Annotated in this window: 16 protein-coding genes; 9 read left to right on the top strand and 7 right to left on the bottom strand. The window is 60.8% G+C overall.

Annotated features, from left to right (window positions below; all coding sequences use genetic code 11):
• Positions 1 to 423: 423 nt before the first annotated feature.
• The 7 genes from ACXAIC_RS15820 to ACXAIC_RS15790 form a co-directional block, all read right to left on the bottom strand.
• On the bottom strand, positions 424 to 1,179 hold the full coding sequence (locus ACXAIC_RS15820) for an SDR family oxidoreductase (RefSeq protein WP_475181592.1): 756 nt from the start codon (positions 1,177 to 1,179) through the stop codon (positions 424 to 426).
• Between the two features lie 40 nt (positions 1,180 to 1,219).
• Positions 1,220 to 2,104, bottom strand: a complete 885-nt coding sequence (locus tag ACXAIC_RS15815; RefSeq protein WP_475181587.1) for a dihydropteroate synthase — start codon at positions 2,102 to 2,104, stop codon at positions 1,220 to 1,222.
• 144 nt (positions 2,105 to 2,248) lie between these two features.
• Entirely contained in the window at positions 2,249 to 2,647 is a 399-nt protein-coding gene (locus tag ACXAIC_RS15810; RefSeq protein ID WP_475181583.1) for a dihydroneopterin aldolase, read from the bottom strand.
• Between the two features lie 159 nt (positions 2,648 to 2,806).
• Positions 2,807 to 3,985 carry a mannonate dehydratase gene (gene uxuA / locus ACXAIC_RS15805; RefSeq protein WP_475181577.1) on the bottom strand — a complete coding sequence of 393 codons (1,179 nt, stop codon included), beginning with the start codon at positions 3,983 to 3,985 and terminating at the stop codon, positions 2,807 to 2,809.
• A 16-nt stretch (positions 3,986 to 4,001) separates the two neighbouring features.
• A complete protein-coding gene (locus ACXAIC_RS15800; protein WP_475181573.1) occupies positions 4,002 to 4,742 on the bottom strand; it encodes an FCD domain-containing protein in 741 nt (246 codons plus the stop codon).
• A complete protein-coding gene (locus ACXAIC_RS15795) occupies positions 4,739 to 6,556 on the bottom strand; it encodes a glycoside hydrolase family 2 protein (RefSeq protein WP_475181568.1) in 1,818 nt (605 codons plus the stop codon). The genes ACXAIC_RS15800 and ACXAIC_RS15795 overlap by 4 nt, the downstream gene beginning before the upstream one ends.
• Before the next feature lie 32 nt (positions 6,557 to 6,588).
• Positions 6,589 to 7,566: a TRAP transporter substrate-binding protein gene (locus tag ACXAIC_RS15790; protein WP_475181562.1), complete on the bottom strand. Its 978-nt coding sequence runs from the start codon at positions 7,564 to 7,566 to the stop codon at positions 6,589 to 6,591.
• A gap of 345 nt (positions 7,567 to 7,911) precedes the next feature.
• On the opposite strand from ACXAIC_RS15790, the gene ACXAIC_RS15785 reads away from it, so the two are divergent.
• The 9 genes from ACXAIC_RS15785 to ACXAIC_RS15745 all read left to right on the top strand — a co-directional run bounded on the left by ACXAIC_RS15785 (position 7,912) and on the right by ACXAIC_RS15745 (position 20,661).
• Positions 7,912 to 8,430 carry a TRAP transporter small permease gene (locus ACXAIC_RS15785; protein ID WP_475181608.1) on the top strand — a complete coding sequence of 173 codons (519 nt, stop codon included), beginning with the start codon at positions 7,912 to 7,914 and terminating at the stop codon, positions 8,428 to 8,430.
• A gap of 24 nt (positions 8,431 to 8,454) precedes the next feature.
• A complete protein-coding gene (locus tag ACXAIC_RS15780; RefSeq protein WP_475181556.1) occupies positions 8,455 to 9,762 on the top strand; it encodes a TRAP transporter large permease in 1,308 nt (435 codons plus the stop codon).
• Positions 9,763 to 9,765: 3 nt separating this feature from the next.
• Positions 9,766 to 12,153: a glycoside hydrolase family 31 protein gene (locus ACXAIC_RS15775; RefSeq protein ID WP_475181550.1), complete on the top strand. Its 2,388-nt coding sequence runs from the start codon at positions 9,766 to 9,768 to the stop codon at positions 12,151 to 12,153.
• A 4-nt stretch (positions 12,154 to 12,157) separates the two neighbouring features.
• On the top strand, positions 12,158 to 13,603 hold the full coding sequence (locus ACXAIC_RS15770) for a mannitol dehydrogenase family protein (RefSeq protein WP_475181545.1): 1,446 nt from the start codon (positions 12,158 to 12,160) through the stop codon (positions 13,601 to 13,603).
• A 14-nt stretch (positions 13,604 to 13,617) separates the two neighbouring features.
• On the top strand, positions 13,618 to 15,024 hold the full coding sequence (gene uxaC, locus ACXAIC_RS15765; protein ID WP_475181540.1) for a glucuronate isomerase: 1,407 nt from the start codon (positions 13,618 to 13,620) through the stop codon (positions 15,022 to 15,024).
• Positions 15,025 to 15,207: 183 nt separating this feature from the next.
• Positions 15,208 to 16,449 (top strand): MHYT domain-containing protein, encoded by a 1,242-nt coding sequence (locus ACXAIC_RS15760; RefSeq protein ID WP_475181535.1) that lies wholly within the window; start codon positions 15,208 to 15,210, stop codon positions 16,447 to 16,449.
• A gap of 399 nt (positions 16,450 to 16,848) precedes the next feature.
• Entirely contained in the window at positions 16,849 to 17,715 is an 867-nt protein-coding gene (locus tag ACXAIC_RS15755; RefSeq protein WP_475181530.1) for an FAD binding domain-containing protein, read from the top strand.
• Positions 17,716 to 17,734: 19 nt separating this feature from the next.
• Positions 17,735 to 18,244, top strand: a complete 510-nt coding sequence (locus ACXAIC_RS15750) for a (2Fe-2S)-binding protein (protein ID WP_475181526.1) — start codon at positions 17,735 to 17,737, stop codon at positions 18,242 to 18,244.
• A complete protein-coding gene (locus ACXAIC_RS15745) occupies positions 18,241 to 20,661 on the top strand; it encodes an aerobic carbon-monoxide dehydrogenase large subunit (RefSeq protein WP_475181524.1) in 2,421 nt (806 codons plus the stop codon). The genes ACXAIC_RS15750 and ACXAIC_RS15745 overlap by 4 nt, the downstream gene beginning before the upstream one ends.
• Positions 20,662 to 20,716: the final 55 nt, after the last annotated feature.

Below are 20,716 nucleotides of genomic sequence, written 5' to 3'. Positions count from 1 at the left end.
TAACTCCTTAAAACACCCAGCATCTCTACCAGGTATCGCAAGACCAACGCCGCCTACGCTTCCCTTCCTTCATATCATATTGTCAAAGAACAGAGGAAAATCCTCTCAAGCCGCAAACCAAAAACCAGAGAAAATAAACCCAAAACCGAACCCTCAAGCCCGGCCCTCATGAGCCAATTTTCCGGAAGTAAGGTCGCAAAACCCTGTCGCCAGCGACGTTGCCGCCGTCGATGAGCGCGGTTATACGCACACCAAGCATGACCGTCAACACGTGTTTTCGATTTTTTTTGCGAAAAATTCGAGATAGTGGAAGACGGTGGATATTAACCTCTTTTTAGGATCTGAGGCCGCCCGCCACCGCCCCTGGCAACACTCCTGGGCCGTCCGGGACTGGCACCTCTGTCCGCCGCAAAAGACACGGTGTCAGCCAAGGGCTGCGTTGCCAAAGCCCATCAGACGCTGGCCCGCATCCACCACGAGCGTGTGGCCGGTCACTTGCGGTGCTTCAGTTAGATAGAGAACCGCCTCGACGATGTCCTGCGGCCCGAGCCCCACCCCGAGCGGCGTCAATCTCTGGCGGCTGTCGAAATTCTCCTGCGTCTGGTCACTGGGCAGCACCAGTCCCGGCGCCACCGCATTCACCCGGATCTTCCTGGGCCCAAGATCATAGGCCGCCAGGCGGGTTGCCCCCTCCAGGGCAAACTTGCCGCAGAAATAGCTGAAGCGCTCCGGAGACGCGGACCGCATCTGGGTGTCCAGCAGATTGACGATGGCCCCACCCTCCGGAGCCCGGTCCTGATTGGCAAAGGCCTGCATCAGGAAAACCGGGGCGGCTGCGTTGACATTCATCAGGAACTGCCAACTCTCCAATGTGAGATCCTGGAGACTGTCCGTGTTGAACGCCGATGCGGAATTGATCAGGACAGAGACCGGCCCGCCCAAAGCCTCCGCCGCCTCGCTCACAAGCTCTCCGGCAAGCTCAGGCCGGCTCAGGTCCTTTTGAAGCAGAACCGCCCGCCCGCCTGCAGCCGTGATCTCCGCCTGAAGCTGCTGTGCGCCCCGTGATGAGGTGTTGTAATGGAGGGCGAGCGCATAGCCTTTGCTGGCGAGCCCCCGCGCAATGGCCAGCCCCAGACGTTTTCCGGCCCCGGTTACCAGGGCAATCCTGTCCTCTGTCATCTTGTCCCTCCTCTTCAGGGCAACCTGTCTCCCGCCCGGTTCAGGCAAAATCCTGCAGGTTCAAGACCGGCTGGACCCGTGGCACTTCATGACTGCGCACCAGATTGGCCTTGGACAGAACCGCCAAAGTGGCCGCACTGGTCTGGGCCACCCGCACCTCGTCGCGAAAGAGATAAACAGCGCCGGTAAGCTGAACGGTGACCGGCCAGCCCAGCTCCCTCAGCCGGAAGGATTGCAGGATACTGTCGGTCTGGTAACGGATGCGGTCTGGCCCGTCGGGCAAATGCAAGGCAAAGCCAAAGCCCGGATCCACCCAGAGCCGCTCAATTCCGGCGTCGGTGGCCAGCGCAATCCGCTCCTTGAAGAAGGCCAACTGGTGATCGAAAATGTCTTCTGCCGGGGGCAGGTAATCTTCTGAGCGGGCATTGTCGCCCGGCGTATAACACAGCACCACACCGGCCTGATGCCGGGCCACCGCTTCATAGAAGCCAGGGTCATCAACCCGGCCGGTCAGGTTGACCACTCCGGCGCCCGCCTCCATCAGGGCAACGGCGACTTCCGGATGATAGGTCTCCACAGAGACCAGAATCTTGTCCTCTGCCAGCGCCGCCACCACCGGACGCATCCGGTCAATCTGCCTTTCAATGGAGACGATATTGGCGGTCTCGCCGGTGGATTCTGCGCCGATATCGACCATGGCCGCCCCTTCCAGGGTCATCCGGCGGCCCCGGTAGAGCGCGGCTTCAAAGGTGTGGCAGACCGTTTCCCGATAGGTGCTGTCCGGCGACAGGTTCAACACCCCCATCTGATAGGTCCGGTCCTCGAAGCGTTTTCCGAATTTGGGAAACCCGAAGCTGCGGACGGGCGCGTTGAGCGCGTCCTGATACTTGAGCCAGAGGGGCAGGATGCGGTCGGCTGAAATCATGAAAAACTCTTAAAATTGGAAAGCAGGTGACAAAACCGGCGGGTTGTCCAAGACATAGGACCGGAAGGCCCGGGAGCAAGTGTCTCTTTTCAGAAGGCCCGGTGACCAAAGGACGGCCGCGTGCCGGGCAGAGCTGCGTACGCCTCAGGCGCGCTTCCGCCTGATCCGGATGCCCACCCCTGACGCCTCCTGAAAAATCTCCGGTTTGGTCACCTTCACGCTCACCGCATCGGCAAGCGGATGGGTCAGGACAAATTCGGCCACCGCCTCGGCCCAGTCCTCCACCAGATCCACATGGCCGCCTTCGGCTGCCTTGGCCTGCACAAAGGCTACCGTATCGGCATAGGAGACATATTGACCGGTGTCGCGCACGATCTGCCGGTAGCCGCTCACCGTCTCAATCTCCACATCGAAGCGGACCGCCTGGGTGCGGCCCTTCTCGCTGTCCAGAACCCCGATTTCAGCGGGCAGCTCCAAGCCTTCAATCAGGATGATATCCCGGCTGTCTTCTTCCAGACGGGGGCGGGTGGGCGTGTCGGTCATGTTTTGCATCCTGTCGGCAGGCAAAAAGGCTTACCGAAACAGGCTTGTCGCCTTGCCCGCCTGCCGTCAAGCCAAGGAGGGGCCAATTGCCGTCCTCAGGCCCCTCTTTACAGAGCTTTACGGTCCGGCCGTCCTCTGAAAGACTTTAAGGCCTTCAGACTAGACGGCAGGCCGCCGGACTGACAGGGCGTCGACCGCCCGGATCACGCCGCGCAGCTCGGCAAGGCCACGCAACCGGCCAATGGCCGGATAGCCCGGCGTCGAGGTGCCGCCGAAATCGCTCAAAATCCGGTGGCCGTGATCCGGGCGCATGGGCACGACCCTGCCCGTGCGCCGTTCCAGCTGCCTGAGAGCCTGGATGATCCCCACCATATCCAGATCCCCTTCCAGATGCGCATCTTCATAAAAACTGCGGGGATCCGCTTCCCGGCGGGTGGCCCTTAGATGGGCAAAATAGATCCGGTCTCCGAGCGCCGCAGCCATGGCCGCAAGGTCATTGTCCGGATGCGCCCCAAGCGAGCCGGTGCAGAAGGTGACCCCGTTTGCCGGGGAGCTGTTCAGGGCCAGAATGTGCTGATAGTCGGCCAATGTGCTGGCAATGCGCGGCAGCCCGAACAGGGACCGGGGCGGGTCGTCCGGGTGAAGGGCCAGAACGGCGCCCGCCGCCTCGATGTCCGGCAGCACCAGATCCAGAAAATTCTTCAGGTTCTGAAACAGGCCGTCCCGGCTGATGGTCCGGTAGACGTCCAGCCGGGCCCGGAAACTTTCCAGCGTATAACTTTCTTCCGATCCCGGCAGGCCCGCAATGATGGTTGCCGTCAGCCGTGCGCTCTGCTCGTCCGTCATGGTGCTGAAGCGGGCTTCGGCGGCGGCCTTGTCCGCGTCCGAATAATCCTCACCGGCGCCGTCCCGCTTCAAAATGAAGAGATCGAAAGCTGCGTAGGCACTGAACTCAAAGCGGAGCGCGGTGGCGCCATCCGGGAGTTCAAAATCCAGATCCGTGCGGGTCCAGTCGAGCACAGGCATGAAATTGTAGCAAATCGTTTTGATGCCCTGCCGGGCAAGCGCCTTTGCGGTTTCGGCCCAGTTCCGGGCCAGCTGCTCCCAGCCCGGCGCACCGGTCTTGATGTCCTCGTGGACCGGAATACTCTCCACGACCTCCCACGTCAGCCCGGCCGCCTCGATCATCCGGCGGCGCGCGGCAATCTCCTCTTCCGGCCAGAAGGTTCCGTTCGGGATCTCGTGCAGGGCGGTGACGATGCCTGTTGCGCCGCTCTGACGCACATCCTTCAGGGAAACCGGATCATTTGGGCCGAACCAGCGCCAGCTCTCAATCATTTCATCTGTTCTTTCGTCAAGGGGCCGAAGCGGAAGGCGTATAGAGATAGCCGTCAAACTCCGGATCACCGACATCGGACAGGTCCAGAAGCGTCAGACGGACATTTTCCAGATGCTGCCACATGGCCAGGCGGGCCTGCTCGGCATTGCGGTGGCGCAGGGCTTCCAGAATCACCGCGTGATCATCCAGCCATTTGGTCCGGTAACTGAGATCGAAAATCCGGTCATGAAGCCGGGCCCACATGGAACTGGTCTCGCGCTTGCGCCACAGATCCTCCACCTGGTCGACCAGAACACTGTTCTGTGTGGCTTCAGCGATCTTGAGATGGAACTGCCGGTCGGCGAGGTAGTCCTCCTTGCCGGTCTCAATCGCCCGGCGCTCCATTTCCAGCGTCTCGCGCAGCTGCACAATGTCGTTCTTGGTGATCGTGGCTGCGGCAAAGCCGGCAATGCTGCTTTCCAGAAGCTGGCGCGCCTGAAGAAGTTCAAACGGACCGAAATCCGTCTTTTGAACCTTCAGCGAGATCTTTTCGCCATCGGCCACATAGCTGCCGGAGCCTTTGCGCACATCGAGATAGCCCTCAATTTCCAGCATGATGAAGGCTTCGCGCACAAGCGAGCGGCTGATCCCCAGTTCTTCGGAGATCTGCCGTTCGGTCGGAAATTTGTCCCCGGGCTTATAGCTTTCATCGGCGATCCGGCGGGCCAGAAGCCCCGCAATTTCCTGATAGCGGCGTTTGGAGGTGTCGCCGCTCATGAGGCTTTCCTTGCCGTCGCCGTCCCGCCCGCGATGTCGTGGTAATAGTCCGCCAGAATATGGAACGCCTTTTTGCGCGTTGTCTTATCCGCTGCGATCAGCCCTTTGTGATTATAGCCGTTCTGAAACATGTTCTGCCGCCGCTCCACGCGGAAATCATACAGAATCCACGGGGACATGCCCTTGATATAGTCCAGCTTGCGCAGCGCTGCGATCTGCCAGCGGTAGACATCGGCCATATAGTCCTCGCTGAACAGACCCGTTTTCGGCCCCTTTGGACCGATGACCCCGTCCGCCCCGGTCTCGGAAATCACGACCGGCCGGTCCGGGTTCGAATTCTCGCCAATGGCCACCAGATCCTCGAAATTCTCTTCATACCAGCCGTAATATTCGTTCAGGCCAATCACGTCGATATGGGCGGCAAGACGATCCTCGATCCGGTTCTGGGTGTGGTTGACGAGGCAGGCGGCCGATGCCAGCCGGGTCGGGTCGAGACGTTTTGCCGTTTCAGCAAGCCCTTGCATGAAGGCCAGGCGGGCATCCGTGTCCGGGTTCTCATTGCCCACCGACCAGATAATGACGCTGGCCCGGTTGCGGTCCCGCTTGATCAGTTCGCTGAGCTGATTTTCCGCATCCCGGTACGTCGCCGGGTTGGCAAAATCAATGGCCCAATAGACCGGAATTTCTTCCCAAAGCAGAAAGCCCAGTTCGTCGGCAATCTCAGCTGCGCGCTCGTGATGCGGATAATGGGCAAGGCGCAGATAATTGCAGCCAAGGTCCCCGGCATCGGCAAAGCGGCGGCGCAAATCGTCTTCGCAGGTGACTTTGCCTGCCGCAGCATCATCCTCATGGACGGAAATGCCGCGCAAGAACAGCGGCTTGCCGTTCAGAACAATGTCCGTTCCCCGGCGCTCGATCTGGCGGAAGCCGACCCGGTCGCTGACCCTATCCGCGCCGTAACGCAGCTCGATGTCATAAAGCACCGGCGTTTCCGGGTTCCACAGATCCGGCGCGGCGGGCAGGGTAACCGACCCCTTGCCGTCTGTGACCGGGACGGCGATGTCCACCCCGAGGCCCGGGATTTTCAGACGGGCCTCGCCCACCTGCGGGCCGCAGACTTCGATTTCGGCGCGAATATGTGAGTAGGTGCCATCGGGCACCAGATGCACAAAGACATCCTTGATCAGGCTGTGCGGGGTCTCGAAAAACGAAACCTCCCGGTAGATCCCGCCATAATTGAACCAGTCCGTATTGCGCATGGGCACCCTGTCGAGGGTGCGGGTGTTGTTGACGCAGGCCATGATCCAGTTGCGGCCCGGGCGCAGTTTCCCGGTCAACTCCACGCAAAACGGCGTCGACGCGCCGTAATGATTTCCGAGGAACTCCCCGTTCAGAAAAATCTTGCAGTCGTAACTTGCCGCGCCGAAGCGCAGGAACTGGCGTTTCTGCGGGTCGGGTGTGCCCATGTCGAGCGGGCGCGTATACCAGGCACTGCCCTCAAAGAAATACCATTTTTCCTTGAGCATGGCCCAGTTGGAGGGCACCGGAACGGTTTCGCCCATATAAGGATCATAATCCCAAGGCTCCGTCCGGTTTTCAGGGGCCTCCGGCAGCATGGAGAACCATTTCTGCCGGAGGCCAGTGTCAAGTAGATCAACGCAGAAGGTCCAGTCTCCGTCGAGGCTTTCCAGTGCCCGGCCGCCTGTGAAAATCAGACACTCATGGTTCAACGACTGGGTGTTGAAGGGACGGTCATAGTCTTCATCATGCAATGCCTGCAGGGCATTGTCGGCGAGATGCGAGCGTTCGAGCATTCTGGAGCCTCCGGACGGGACCTGCGTTGACTTTAAGGAGCGATCGCCTTGATACGCCCGATCAGGTCAGCCACCACCGGTGACTTCTTGGCCGCTTCTTCATGCATCGGCAGAACGGCTTCGATGAACGGGCCCTTTTCCACTTCGATGAATTTCACACCAAGCTCGTTCTTGGCCGTTTCCACGGCGGCCGCGCTCATGGCATCCCACTGCTCGCGATGGAAATCCATGGATTCCTTGGCAGCTTTCTGCAAGGCGGCCTTGTGCTCGTCCGACAGATCGTTCCAGCTTTTGGTCGAGATCATCACGACTGACGGGATCATTGTGTGGCCGTCATCTGAATAGACCTTGGCCACTTCCCCGTGGCGGGCAGAGGTCAGCGCCATCGGATTGTTTTCCGCCCCATCGACAACGCCCTGCTGCAGCGCGCTGTAAAGCTCGCCCCAGGCAATCGGGGTCGGGTTGCCACCCAGCAACTCCACCATGCGGATGGCGGACGGGCTCGGCTGAACGCGGATTTTCATGCCCTCAAGATCGGCCGGGGAGCGGATTTCCTTATTGGCGTAAAAAGACCGTGCGCCTTCAATGTAAAAGGCCAGCCCGATAAAGCCCTTGTCCTCGGATGCTTTCAGGATGTCCGCGCCGATTTCGCCACTCAGCACATCGTAATAGTGATCCGCATTGACGAAGATATACGGCAGGTTCAACGCCCCGTAGGATTCCTCAAACGCTTCCAGCTCCGAGGCATTGGAGCGCGCCATGTCCAACGACCCGTTCTGCATCAACTCCATGGATTCCCGCTGGGTGCCCAGCTGGGCGTTGGCGTAGATGCGGATCTTCAGATCGCCATTTGTGGCTTCCTCCACGCGCTCGGCCATGTATTCCATGGATTTGTGCAGCGGATGATCTTCCGGGTTGTTGTGGTTGAGACGCAGGGTCTTGGCCTGGGCCGCAGACCCCATGGCAACAACGCCTGCAGCCATAACGGCCGCGAGCTTCACGAATTTCATCTTGTATCCTCCCTAGAGCAGTGTGCGTTCTTTTGAGCGCTCACAGATGCTCGGCTACGTTCAAGGTGGTCAACGTTTCCACACACAGCCGGTGCGGCTGCCCATGGGGTGACCGGGTGCATCCTGGCCAGAAAGGCCGCCCAAAAGGCTGGCTGCCGGGTGCGGATCTCGCAGCACTCCTCGCCGCGGATTTGGAATTGTTCGTCCAATTTCCAAAATCAGTCAACCTTTTTTGGCAAATTGGTTGACCAATTTGATTTCATGGCGCATTTCTATCGCAGCCGCGACCTGCGAGCGTCAGCGCCGCCCGGCGTTGCCTACCGGTTTGGGAGGAAAACCGTGACCATGATCACCCGGGGGGTGGACCTTGTGCTCCGCCTCGTCATCACCCTTGCATTTGCTGTTCTGGTGGCCTGCGTCATCTGGCAGGTCGTCTCGCGCTATGTGCTGGAAAGCCCGAGCACCGTGACCGACGAAATGGCCCGGTTCCTGTTCATCTGGGTTGCCCTGCTGGGCGGGGCCTATACGCTCGGCCAGCGCCGCCATCTGGCCATTGATCTTCTGCCGCAGATCACGCGCGGCGCTCTCCGCAAGGCCATCAACGGCGCCATCATTGCCGCCATCGGCACATTCGCGGCTCTGGTCATGCTCTATGGCGGCCTTGATCTGGTGAACCGGACGCTGGAGACCGGCCAGGTCTCTCCGGCGCTACGCCTGCCCATGGGCCTTGTCTATATCGCGATCCCGTTCTCCGGGATCTGCATTCTCTATTACTGCCTGACTTTTCTGGGCGACCTCTTGCGGGACGGCCGTGGACCGAATGATCAGGATGGCGTGCCACGTCCCGGTGGCCCGCTGGATTAACCGGTCCGCATTTGGGAGATCTTCATGGATATTCAGTCAGTCCTGGTGCTGTTCGGGACCTTTGCCCTGCTCATGATCCTGGGCGTGCCGATTGCCTTTTCCATTGGCCTGTCGGCCTTTGCCACATTTCTCTTGTTCATGTCCTTCGACCAGTCGGTCTATATTGTTGCGCAGCAAGTGGCCTCCGGACTGGACAGCTTCACGCTCCTGGCCATTCCCTTCTTCATTCTGGCCGGCAACATCATGAACCGGGGCGGCATTGCCATGCGGCTGATCGAGTTTGCCAAGGTGCTTGGCGGACGCCTGCCCGGGGCGCTCGCCCATTGCAACGTCATCGCCAACATGATGTTCGGTTCGATCTCCGGCTCTGCGGTCGCGTCCGCAGCCGCTGTCGGCGGCGTGATGGCACCCCTGCAGAAAAAGGAGGGTTATGACCCGTCCTACAGCGCGGCCGTCAACATCGCGTCCTGCCCGACCGGGCTGCTGATCCCGCCAAGCTCCACCTTTATCGTCTATTCCCTGATCACCAACGGCACCTCCGTTGCAGCCCTGTTTGTGGCCGGCTATGTGCCGGGCATTCTCATGGGGCTCAGCCTGATGGTGGTGGCAGGTTTCATCGCCAAGCGGCGCGGATATCCTGTCGCCGAGCGGCCGAGCGGACCGGAGATCGTCAGGAAAGCGGCCGATGCCATGCTGCCTCTCGGGCTGATTGTCATCGTGATGGGCGGGATCATTGGCGGCATCTTCACCGCGACAGAAGCCTCCGCTGTTGCCGTGGTCTACACGCTGTTTCTGGCGGTGATCTGGTACCGGGAAATCGGCTGGCGGGATCTGCCCGGGATCGTTCTGGAAAGCGCGGTCACAACCTCCATCGTGCTGTTGATGATTGGCTGTTCCATTGCCATGTCAAAGGCCATGGCCTTTGCCGATATTCCCTATGCGATTTCGGATGCGCTTCTGGATTTGTCCGAAAATCCGATTGTGCTCTTGCTGATCATCAACATCGCGCTTCTGATCGTGGGCACCTTTATGGACATGACCCCTGCGCTGCTGATCTTCACCCCGATCTTCCTGCCCGTGGTGGAAGATCTGGGCATGGACCCGGTGCATTTTGGTGTGGTCATGACGTTCAATCTGTGCATTGGCATCTGCACGCCGCCCGTGGGCTCGGCGCTGTTTGTTGGCTGTTCGGTCGGCGGGGTGAAAATCGGCGACGTCATCAGACCAATGTTCGGCTTTTACGGAGTTCTTGTCGCCCTTCTGCTGGTGGTCACGTATTTTCCGTCGATCAGCCTGTTCCTGCCGCGTCTGCTGCTTGGTTACCAAGGATAAGAGATGAAGGCCCTTCACAACTGGACGCTTCAGGATAGAACGGCCACCGGCCTCAGCCTGCTAGTCGAGACACGGCACCGGTTTTCCATTGATGTGCTGGAGACAGACCTCATCCGCATCAGTCTGCAGAAGGATGGTGGCCGCAGGATGGACCGGACCTGGGCGATCGCGCCGGACGGCGATGTGCCGTTTGAAGGCCGTCTCCGGGAGGACACCAGCGGGTTTTCCTGTCCCGGCTTCCGCCTTGAAGAGCGGGCGGAGGGCCTTACCCTTGAGACGGGCAAACTGCGCCTGACAGTCCAAAAGCCGCTCGCCCTTATATGGGAAGCCCGGGAAAGCCCGGATCATGACTGGCAGGAAATCGCCCGCGACCGGGCCCAGAACGCCTATATGATCGGCCGCCGGGACCATCGCAATCAACACTATTTGAGCCGGACCAGCGGCGGGCACATCTATGGCCTTGGCGAAAAAGCCGGTCCGCTGGAGCGTTCCGGCCGCCGCTTTGAAATGCGCAATCTGGATGCGCTCGGCTATGACGCTCAAAGCACCGATCCGCTCTACAAGCACATTCCTTTCACGCTCACCGACCTGGGCCCGTTCGGCGCCTATGGCCTGTTTTATGACACGCTGGCCCCGTGCTGGTTTGACCTTGGCAACGAGAAGGACAATTACCACCAGCCTTTCCGCGCCTTCCGGGCAAGTGATGGGGATCTGAACTATTATTTCAGCTGGGGCCCAACGGCTCTTTCCGTTGTCAAACGGCACCACTGGCTGACCGGCGGCACCGCGTTCATGCCCCGCTGGGGGTTTGGCTATTCCGGGTCCACAATGGCCTATACGGATTCCGACAATGCCCAGGAGCGGCTGCAGGGGTTTCTGGCCCGGCTCAAACAGGAAGACATGCCCTGCGACAGCTTTCAGCTTTCGTCCGGCTACACCGCGATTGATGGCAAACGCTATGTCTTTCACTGGAACACCCAGCGGTTTCCGGATGTAGAGGCCTTTACTCAAGCCTACGCAGATGCGGGCATTCATCTGGTAGCCAACATCAAACCTGTCTTGCTTCAGGACCATCCGCTTTATGATGACGTTGCCCAAAAGGGCCTGTTCATCCGCGACAGCGAAACCGGCGCTCCCGAACACTCCCCCTTTTGGGACGGCACCGGTTCCCATCTCGATTTCACCAATCCGGCAACCATTTCCTGGTGGCAGGCCAATCTGAAAGACAAGCTGTTCGACAAGGGCATCCACTGCACCTGGAACGACAACAATGAATATGAAGTCTGGGATGATGAGGCGGTCTGCGACGGGTTCGGTGCGCCGCTGCCGGTCAATCTGATCCGGCCACTGCACAGCCAGCTGATGACACGGGCGTCTTTTGAGGCCCAGAGGAAAGCGCAGCCCGGCAAGCGGCCCTATCTGATTTCCCGCTGTGCAGCGCCCGGCACCCAGCGCTATGCCCAGACCTGGACCGGCGATAATTTCACCAGCTGGGAGACGCTGCGCTGGAACATTCCCATGGGGCTCGGCCTCAGCCTGTCGGGTTTTTACAATATTGGTCATGATGTCGGCGGCTTTGCCGGTCCCCGGCCGGAGCCGGAACTGTTCCTGCGCTGGGTGCAAAACGGGATTTTCCATCCCCGCTTCACGATCCATTCCTGGAACGACGACGGCACGGCCAATGAACCCTGGATGTATCCGGAAATCACGTCTCATGTGCGCGCGGCATTAAAGCTGCGCGCCCGGCTGATCCCGTATCTTTATACCCAGCTCTACCGGGCCGTGACCGAAGGTGAACCGATCCTGCGGCCCCTGTTTCTGGACCATCCGGACGATCCGGCTTGCCGGGAGACTGAATTCGACTTCCTGCTCGGCCGGGACCTGCTGGTGGCTACAGTGGTTGAAAAAGGAGCCACATCGCGCCGGGTCACGCTGCCTGCAACTTCGGAGGGCTGGTGGGCCTTTGACGGCAGCCTGTGGTCCGCAGGCGGGACCACGCTGGATGTTCCGGTTGGCCCTGAGACGATCCCGCTTTTTGTGCGCGGCGGCACCGTTCTGCCTTTTGGCGGCGCCAGCGCCCGTTCCGATGCGGCCTCGGACACTGAACGAACCTGGCGCCTTTATCCGCAGCCGGAAGGGACCGCGCCCCGCCGGTCACTCGGCTATGACGATGACGGCACTTCAACCACGGCCCTGGACGGCAGTCATTGCCTGACCCGGTTTGACCTTGCCCGCACAGATGGCCGGGTATCCCTGTCCTGGGAGCGGTCCGGCACCTGGTCCCCGGCCTATTCCAACATCACGCTTTGGTGTGCCAGCCCAGACCCGCTTGAGGTCAATGGTGCCGAGCACACTTCAGGTGATACATTTTCCTTCTCTCAACACCCGTGATCCCATGACCCAACCGTCTTCGACCCTCCAAACCGTTTCTTACGACCGGACTGGCCTGCGCCCCCGGCTGCTGCATATTGGCTTCGGTGCCTTCGCCAAGGCCCATTTGCTGGTCTATCATGACGAGATGCTCCGCAAGACCGGAACCGACTGGGGGGTGATCGTCAGCCGGCTGAATTCCGGCGCGGAGGAATTGACACAGCTGGACGCCGCAGACGGGCTGTTCACGGTTGGCGAGATGGCCGGTGATACCCTTTCGGTGCGCAGCATCGGCGCTGTCATCGCAACCCGGCATCCCAAACGTGATGGGGCGGCAGCCCTGCTGGCGGACATTGCCGGGCCGGATCTGAAGCTGATCACACTCACCATTACCGAAAAGGGCTATTGCCTCTCCGGAGGCCAGCTTGACCGGACCAACCCGGCCATTGCCGCCGATCTGGCCTCTGACGGCCCTCCCACAACCGCTATCGGGTTTCTGACGCTCGGGCTGGAACAGCGCATGGCAGCCGGCCTTGGCGGCCTGACCATCCTGTCCTGTGACAACCTGCCCGCCAATGGCACATTGTGCCGTCAGGCCGTTCTGGATTTTGCCCGGGACCGGGATCCGGCGCTGGAAACCTGGATCGCCACCGAATGCCGCTTTCCCTGTTCCATGGTCGACCGGATCACCCCCGCCATGACGGACGCCTCCCGCGCCAAACTGGAAAGCGCGCTTGGGCGGCTCGATCCGGCCGGGATTCTGTGCGAACCCTTCCGCCAATGGGTGATTGAAGACAGTTTTGCCGGTGTGCGCCCAGCCTGGGATCTCGCAGGAGCCCAGTTCGTCGCGGATGTGGCACCGTTTGAGGAGATGAAACTTCGGCTCCTGAATGGCACCCACTCTTTCCTGGCCTATCTCGGCGCCCTGGCGGGCAAGGAAACCATCGCTGACTGCATGGCCGATCCGGTGTTTCTGGCCGCCGCACGGAGCTTGATGCTGGCCGAACAGGCCCCGACGCTCGACGTGCCGGAAGGGGTGGATGTCACCGCCTATGCGGATGCCCTGATCAGCCGGTTTTCCAATTCCGCCCTGCGCCACAAGACCACACAGATCGCCTCCGATGGCAGCCAGAAACTGCCGCAAAGGCTGCTCGCCCCGATCCGGCAGAACATGGCCGCCGGGCGCAGCTGGGATTTGTCCTCCTGTGCAGTGGCCGGCTGGATGCTCTATTGCAGAGCCAGGTCGGAGACCGGTGCGCCTCTGCCGGTGAATGACCCGCTGGCGGAGCGGATCGCCGGACTTGCACAGGAGGCGGACGGGTCCGCCTATGTGGAACGGATGCTGGCCCTTCAAGACGTCTTCGGCGCCGATCTGCCCGGATCCAGCGCTTTTGTCAGCGGGGTCCAGTCCGCTTTTGAGCGCCTGTCCTCCGGCGGGGTCTCGCAAACCCTTTCTGATGCGCTTGTCTGACAGGATCTCCCGACATGCCACAGCCCTTTCTCGGACCGGATTTTCTGCTCGACACTCCGGCCGGCCGCCGCCTCTATCACGAAGTTGCCGCGCCTTTGCCGATCATCGATTTTCACAACCATCTGGATCCGGCCGCTATTGCCGACAACCGGACCTGGTCTTCGCTGGGAGAAATCTGGCTGGAGGGAGATCACTACAAATGGCGCGCCATGCGCTGGAACGGTGTTGACGAAGACCGGGTTTCAGGCAGCGCAAGCTACCGGGAAAAGTTCAATGCCTTCGCCGGGACCATCCCCCATTGCGCCGGCAATCCGCTCTATCACTGGACCCATCTTGAGCTGAAGCGCTATTTCGGCTGGCACGGGGTGTTCGGCCCGGAAACGGCTGATGAGGTCTGGTCCACCGCTCAGGAGCAGCTCTCCGCCCCCAGCCACAGCGCCCGAGGCTTGCTCAAGCAGATGAATGTCCACTATGTCGGCACGACCGATGATCCGTGCGACCCTCTGGCGTTTCATGCCAGGGCGCAGGCGGACCCGGATGTTCCCTTTCAGGTGGCCCCGAGCTTCCGTCCGGACAAGACCTTCACCCCCTCGGCTGAGGGCTTCTCCGCCTATTGCGTAGCGCTGGAAAGCGCCTCGGGAGTGAAGATTGCGCGGTTTGACGATCTCATTGCCGCGCTTTTGAACCGGCTTGACCACTTTGCCGCCCATGGCTGCCGGGCATCGGACCATGGCCTCAACGAGCTGGCCCCTTTCGCCCTGCGCAGAGGCCCGGACCTGGATGCGATCCTGCAAAAGGGACTAGACGGCGGCACGGTCTCCCGGCAGGACGACGCGGATTTCAAGGCGGCGGTCTTGATCGAACTGGGCGTGGCCTACGCCAGGCGCAAGATCGTGATGCAGCTGCATATCGGCGCTTTCCGCAATCAACGGCACGCCTTGTTCGACCGGCTTGGCCCGGATGCGGGCGGCGATTCCATTTCCGATGAGGCCATCGGCCGGCCGCTGAACGCGCTTCTGGACCAGATCGACCGGCGCAGCGGTCTTCCGCGCACCATCATCTACTGCCTGAACCCCGCCCTGAACGAGGTGCTGGTGACAACGGCGGGCAATTTTCAGGACGGTTCGGAGCCGGGCAAGATCCAGTCCGGTCCGGCCTGGTGGTTCAACGACCAGCTGGACGGGATGGAACGGCATCTCACCCAGGTGGCGCAGATGGGGCTGCTCTCCCGCTTCATTGGCATGCTGACCGATTCCAGATCTTTCCTCTCCTTTCCAAGGCATGACTATTACCGGCGCCTTGTCTGCCGGATCACCGGCCGCTGGATCGAGGAGGGCAGTCTGCCGGATGCCCCGGATCTGACTGACGGCTTGATCCGGCGCATTTGCCACGGCAATGCCCGGGACTGGTTCCTGGGATAACGGCGGGCGGGCCGGTTCTGGATTCGACGCTGGCTGCGGCGCCAAAGAGAACAACGCGGCCGCTTTGGATCTTGCCCCCCCCTTCAAAGGACCTGATTGCTGCCCTTCCGGCTTTATCCTATCATTACACCTTGACTGCCTCTGCCTGCCCCGGCGGAGGCCGTGAGGGAGGAGTGGTTTGGCATGACAGCAACGCACGAGCCTTGGCTCGTTGCGCTTTCCCTGGTGATGGCCTTTCAGGGAAGCTTTGTTGGTTTGAGCCTGGCGCTTCAGGTCCGCCATGCGGTTGACCCGAGGCGCCGTCTGCTATTGACCGGAGCGGCCCTGACCCTCGCTCTGGCGATCTGGTCGATGCATTTTGTCGGCATACTTGCGATCAAGTTCCCCCTAGGCGTGGGCTTTCTCATCCTACCGACCCTGCTCTCGTTTCTGATCTGTGTTCTGGTTGTTGGCATGGCCGTGTTCACCGCCAGCAACCGCCGCCTCACGCCTTTGCGTCTCGGGCTGTCCGCTTTCGTGATGGGGGCCGGTATCTGCACCATGCACTATCTGGGCATGTACTCCCTGCACATCTCCTTGCATATGACCCATAATCCAGCCTATGTGCTGGCCAGCTTCCTGATCGCATTCAATGCGGCCGGACTGTCGCTGTGGCTTCTGTTCGGCCTTGGCAAGCGCCCGCCGCTCGTGGTCTCTGCCGCCGTAATGGCGCTTGCCATCTCCGCAATGCACTATACCGCCATGGCCGGTTTGCGCTATGAGCTGGCGCCCGCAGCGGGAACAGTGTCGGCGCCTTCGCTCGGTCCGGGCACCCTGGCCATCCTCGTGTCCTGCGTTGCCTTTCTTGTCTCGGGCCTGTTTCTGCTGACGCTGGTGCCGCCGGACAAAGAAAACGCCAAGGCTGGCCGGACAACGCCAGACCTCGCTCAGGCGCCTCCGGCAAGCGCAGAAGATCCTCAGTCCGGCGCCAGCCAGGAAGCCGCCCCCAAAAGCGCTGCCGGACTTCAGGCGGCAGGCGCCAAAGCCCGGCCCACCTCGCCGATCCTCCGGCGCACCCTGCCGATTGAGCGGGACGGGCACAAAGCCCAGATCGGCATGGCCGAGATTGCCGCAATCCACGCGGATGCCCATTACACGAAACTCTATGACGGCGAACGGGAGTTCTTTTGCCCGCTGTCCATCAGCGAAGCCGAACAGCAACTCGACCCGAAACTGTTCAAACGGGTTCACCGGAGCCATATCGTCAACCTGTCCCGGGTGGCCAGTTTCAAACGGTCGGGAGATGGCGGTGTGCTGGTTCTGGAAGGGGCAGACGGGCAGACCGTTCCCGTCAGCCGGTCCAGATGGAGCCGGATCCGGGACCGCTTGACCGCGCTTGCAGATGCGGCAGAGCCCCCCTCCAGCCATCCCGCCGCAGCGCAATAATGCCGCCATGTCTTCCGCTTTAAGGGCGTAGATTGGCCAATAGGCGTCTGCGTCATCAAATACGGCCCAATGGTAACCTGCAGAAGCCGGCCTTCACCGCCAGCACACTTTCTTTATAGAATTGAAGGACATCCGGACAAACAGGCAAACGCATCTCATGAATTGCGTAAGGGTTGCTGACGCAGTTCGTGCAGCCCGCAACGTCACCCGTTTATTCAGCCCCGCATCCGGTGCGCGATCCCTTGCAGGTGCGCCGCAACATTCATCACCCTCTATGCATGCGACGATCTGTCATGCATGGCAGCGTTGCATCGTTGGCCGGTCTCCCTGTTTGCCGGACGCGCCCAGGGAGCCCCGCCGAAAGCCGGGCCGTTCCGGCGTGAGAGGGAGGAGACAAACGTGATCCCCGGTGAATTCACTTACCACCGTCCATCATCTGTGGCCGAGGCCGTTGCCATTCTGGCCAATCATGGTGACGAAGCCCGCCCGCTGTCGGGTGGGCACAGCCTGATCCCCATGATGAAACTGCGCATGGCCGCACCCGAACATCTTGTTGATCTCGGAGGCATTGAAGACCTCAAGGGCATTGAAGACACGGGCGGGACGATCACCATCGGATGCATGACCACACAGCATGAGCTGATCGGTTCGGAACTGCTTGGCGAAAAGCTGCCGATTATCCGGGAAACCTCCCTCCTGATCGCAGATCCTCAAATTCGCTATCTCGGCACGCTGGGCGGCAATGTGGCAAATGGCGATCCGGGCAACGATATGCCTGCGCTGATGCAGTGCCTGAATGCGTCTTATGTGCTGACCGGTCCGGGCGGTGCCCGGGACGTTCCCGCACGGGAGTTCTATGAAGCCGCGTATTTCACCGCCCTAGAGCCGGAAGAAATCCTGACAGCGGTCAAGATCCCGGTTCCCCCGGCGGGCCACGGCTATGCCTATGAAAAACTGAAGCGCAAAGTTGGCGACTATGCCACCGCCGCTGCCGCGGTTGTGCTGACCATGACCGGCGGAACTGTTTCAAGCTGCGCCATTGCCCTCACCAATGTGGCCGACACACCCCTCTATGCCGAAGACGCCAGCACCATCCTGACCGGGTCGACCCTGGATGAAACGGTGGTTTCACAAGCAGTCGCAGCGGCCGAAGCCATCACAGACCCGGCGTCCGACGGGCGCGGCCCGGCGGAATACCGGACGAAAATGGCTGGAATCATGATGCGGCGCGCCCTGGCCAGGGCCGCAGACCGCGCCAACGGCTGACCACGGGAGCAGAATTAACATGAGTGATATCGAACAGATCCCGGTCACGCTGACCGTCAACGGCAAGAAGGTGCAGCGTTTTGCCGAACCGCGCACACTTCTGATCCACTTCCTGCGCGAAGAACTGGACATCACAGGGCCGCATATCGGCTGTGAAACCTCCCATTGCGGCGCCTGCACCGTTGAGATGAACGGCATGTCAGTCAAGTCCTGCACCGTGTTTGCGGTCCAGGCCAATGGCGCGGAGCTGACCACAATTGAGGGCATTGCCAATCCGGACGGAACCCTGTCGGCCCTTCAGGAAGGTTTCCGGCAGATGCACGGCCTGCAATGCGGCTTTTGCACGCCGGGCATGATCACCCGCGCGCATACGCTTTTGAAGGAAAATCCAAACCCGACAGAAGATGAAATCCGCATGGGCATTGCCGGCAATCTGTGCCGCTGCACCGGGTACCAGAACATCGTCAAGGCGATCCAATATGCCGCCGCCAAGCTGAACGGCACCGACATTCAGGAGGCTGCAGAATGAACGACATGACCCCGACACGGGAACAACGTGAAGCCGCCCTGGAAGGCATGGGCTGCAAGCGCAAGCGCGTGGAAGATGTCCGCTTCACCCAGGGCAAGGGCCAATATGTGGACGATTTGAAATTGCCGGACATGGTGTTTGGCGACTTTGTCCGCTCCCCCTATGCCCACGCGAAGATTACCCGGATCGACGCGACGGAAGCCTTGAAACTGCCCGGCGTGATCGCCGTCCTGACCGCCGAGGACCTGAAAGGTGTCAACCTGGCCTGGATGCCGACACTGGCCGGGGACGTGCAGATGGTGCTGGCCGATGGCAAGGTGCTCTATCAGAATCAGGAAGTTGCCTTTGTGGTGGCAGAGAACCGCTACATTGCCGACGATGCCATCCAGCTGGTGGATGTGGATTATGAGGAACTGCCCGTTCTGACCGACCCCTTCCAGTCCATGGCAGCAGATGCACCGGTGCTCCGGCCGGATCTTGAGGGCAAGACGGAAGGCGCCCACGGGCCGCGCAAGCATCACAACCACATCTTCAACTGGGAGGTTGGTGACAAGGACGAGACGGCACAGGCTTTTTCGGAGGCCGACGTCACCATCAAGGAGATGATTTCCTATCACCGGACCCATCCCTCGCCCCTGGAAACCTGCCAGTGCGTTGCGTCCATGGACAAGGTGAAGGGCGAGCTGACGGTCTGGGGCACATTCCAGGCCCCCCATGTCGTCCGCACCGTCGCCTCGCTGCTCTCCACCATTCCCGAACACAAAATCCATGTGGTCGCGCCGGATATCGGAGGTGGCTTCGGCAACAAGGTGGGTGTCTATCCGGGCTATATCTGTGCCATTGTGGCCTCCATCGTGACCGGGGTTCCGGTGAAATGGGTGGAGGACCGGATGGAGAACCTGTCCACGACGTCCTTTGCCCGCGACTATCATATGACCACGGAAATCGCGGCAAAATCCGATGGCACGGTGACCGGCCTGAAAGTGCATGTGCTGGCCGATCACGGCGGGTTTGACGCCTGCGCCGACCCGTCGAAATGGCCAGCCGGTTTCTTCAATATCGTGACCGGATCCTACGACTTTCCAGCGGCCCATTTGTCTGTCGACGGTGTTTATACAAACAAGGCTCCGGGCGGAGTTGCCTACCGCTGCTCGTTCCGGGTGACGGAAGCGGCCTACTGCATCGAGCGGGCGATGGACATTCTGGCGCAGAAGCTGGACATGGACCCGGCGGACCTGCGCATAAAGAACTTCATCAGGCCGGAGCAGTTTCCCTATCAATCCGCCCTCGGCTGGGAATATGACAGCGGCGACTATCACACCGCCATGCAGAAGGCGATGGACACGATCGGTTACCGGGAGCTGCGCGCCGAACAGAAAGCCAAACAGGACGCTTTCAAACGGGGCGAAACCCGGGACATTATGGGCATCGGCATCAGTTTTTTCACCGAGATTGTCGGCGCCGGACCTTCCAAGAATTGCGATATTCTGGGCGTTGCCATGTTTGACAGCGCGGAGATCCGCGTTCATCCAACCGGGTCCGTGATCTCGCGCATGGGCACCAAGTCCCAGGGCCAGGGGCACGAAACCACCTGGGCGCAAATCATTGCCACGGAGATCGGCATTCCAGCCGCCGATATCATGGTGGAGGAAGGCAATACCGATACGGCACCTTATGGGCTGGGCACCTATGGCTCCCGCTCCACCCCGGTAGCCGGAGCCGCCATTGCCCTTGCAGCCCGCAAGATCCGCAACAAGGCCCAGATGATCGCCGCTCATATGCTGGAAGTGTCGGAATATGATCTGGAATGGGATGTGGACGGCTTTCAGGTGAAGGGCAATCCCCAGGCGCGCAAGTCCATGAAGGAGATCGCCTGGGCCGCCTATCACGCGCCCCCGCCCAATATGGAGCCGGGCCTGGAAGCGGTCAGCTACTATGACCCGCCCAATATGACCTATCCTTTCGGGGCCTATTTCTGCGTGATGGATATCGACGTGGACACAGGGGTCGCCAAGACACGGCGTTTCTACGCTCTGGACGACTGCGGCACTCGGATCAATCCGATGATCATCGAGGGACAGGTGCATGGGGGTCTGACGGAAGCCTTCGCCATCGCCATGGGGCAGGAGATCCGCTATGACGAGACCGGCAATGTGCTCGGGGCCTCCTTCATGGACTTCTTTCTCCCCACAGCGGTTGAAACGCCCCATTGGGAAACCGGCCACACCGTGACACCCAGCCCTCATCACCCGATCGGTGCCAAGGGTGTCGGTGAAAGCCCGAATGTGGGCGGCGTGCCAGCCTTTTCCAACGCGGTCAATGATGCCTTTCAGTTCCTTGGGGCCACCCATATCCAGATGCCCCATGACGCCTGGCGCATCTGGCAGGCAGCCAAAGATCTGGGCGCCCACACCTGAGATCTCAGGCCCTATGTACTGGCGGCGGCCTCTGGCTGCCGCTGACCCGTCCAGC

It is taken from the genome of Roseibium sp. AWQ4_254, assembly GCF_056161025.1.
Note: the sequence above shows the minus strand (reverse complement) of the source record. Positions and strands in the feature narration are given on the sequence as shown.

Excerpts from the sequence above, each read along its gene's own strand:
- ACXAIC_RS15815 (WP_475181587.1), bottom strand. The coding sequence starts at position 2,104 with ATGATTTCAGCCGACCGCATCCTGCCCCTCTGGCTCAAGTATCAGGAC.
- ACXAIC_RS15780 (WP_475181556.1), top strand. The coding sequence starts at position 8,455 with ATGGATATTCAGTCAGTCCTGGTGCTGTTCGGGACCTTTGCCCTGCTC.
- ACXAIC_RS15750 (WP_475181526.1), top strand. The coding sequence starts at position 17,735 with ATGAGTGATATCGAACAGATCCCGGTCACGCTGACCGTCAACGGCAAG.
- ACXAIC_RS15810 (WP_475181583.1), bottom strand. The coding sequence starts at position 2,647 with ATGACCGACACGCCCACCCGCCCCCGTCTGGAAGAAGACAGCCGGGAT.
- ACXAIC_RS15790 (WP_475181562.1), bottom strand. The coding sequence starts at position 7,566 with ATGAAATTCGTGAAGCTCGCGGCCGTTATGGCTGCAGGCGTTGTTGCC.
- uxuA (WP_475181577.1), bottom strand. The coding sequence starts at position 3,985 with ATGATTGAGAGCTGGCGCTGGTTCGGCCCAAATGATCCGGTTTCCCTG.
- ACXAIC_RS15785 (WP_475181608.1), top strand. The coding sequence starts at position 7,912 with ATGATCACCCGGGGGGTGGACCTTGTGCTCCGCCTCGTCATCACCCTT.
- uxaC (WP_475181540.1), top strand. The coding sequence starts at position 13,618 with ATGCCACAGCCCTTTCTCGGACCGGATTTTCTGCTCGACACTCCGGCC.
- ACXAIC_RS15770 (WP_475181545.1), top strand. The coding sequence starts at position 12,158 with ATGACCCAACCGTCTTCGACCCTCCAAACCGTTTCTTACGACCGGACT.
- ACXAIC_RS15795 (WP_475181568.1), bottom strand. The coding sequence starts at position 6,556 with ATGCTCGAACGCTCGCATCTCGCCGACAATGCCCTGCAGGCATTGCAT.
- ACXAIC_RS15760 (WP_475181535.1), top strand. The coding sequence starts at position 15,208 with ATGACAGCAACGCACGAGCCTTGGCTCGTTGCGCTTTCCCTGGTGATG.
- ACXAIC_RS15820 (WP_475181592.1), bottom strand. The coding sequence starts at position 1,179 with ATGACAGAGGACAGGATTGCCCTGGTAACCGGGGCCGGAAAACGTCTG.
- ACXAIC_RS15800 (WP_475181573.1), bottom strand. The coding sequence starts at position 4,742 with ATGAGCGGCGACACCTCCAAACGCCGCTATCAGGAAATTGCGGGGCTT.
- ACXAIC_RS15775 (WP_475181550.1), top strand. The coding sequence starts at position 9,766 with ATGAAGGCCCTTCACAACTGGACGCTTCAGGATAGAACGGCCACCGGC.
- ACXAIC_RS15745 (WP_475181524.1), top strand. The coding sequence starts at position 18,241 with ATGAACGACATGACCCCGACACGGGAACAACGTGAAGCCGCCCTGGAA.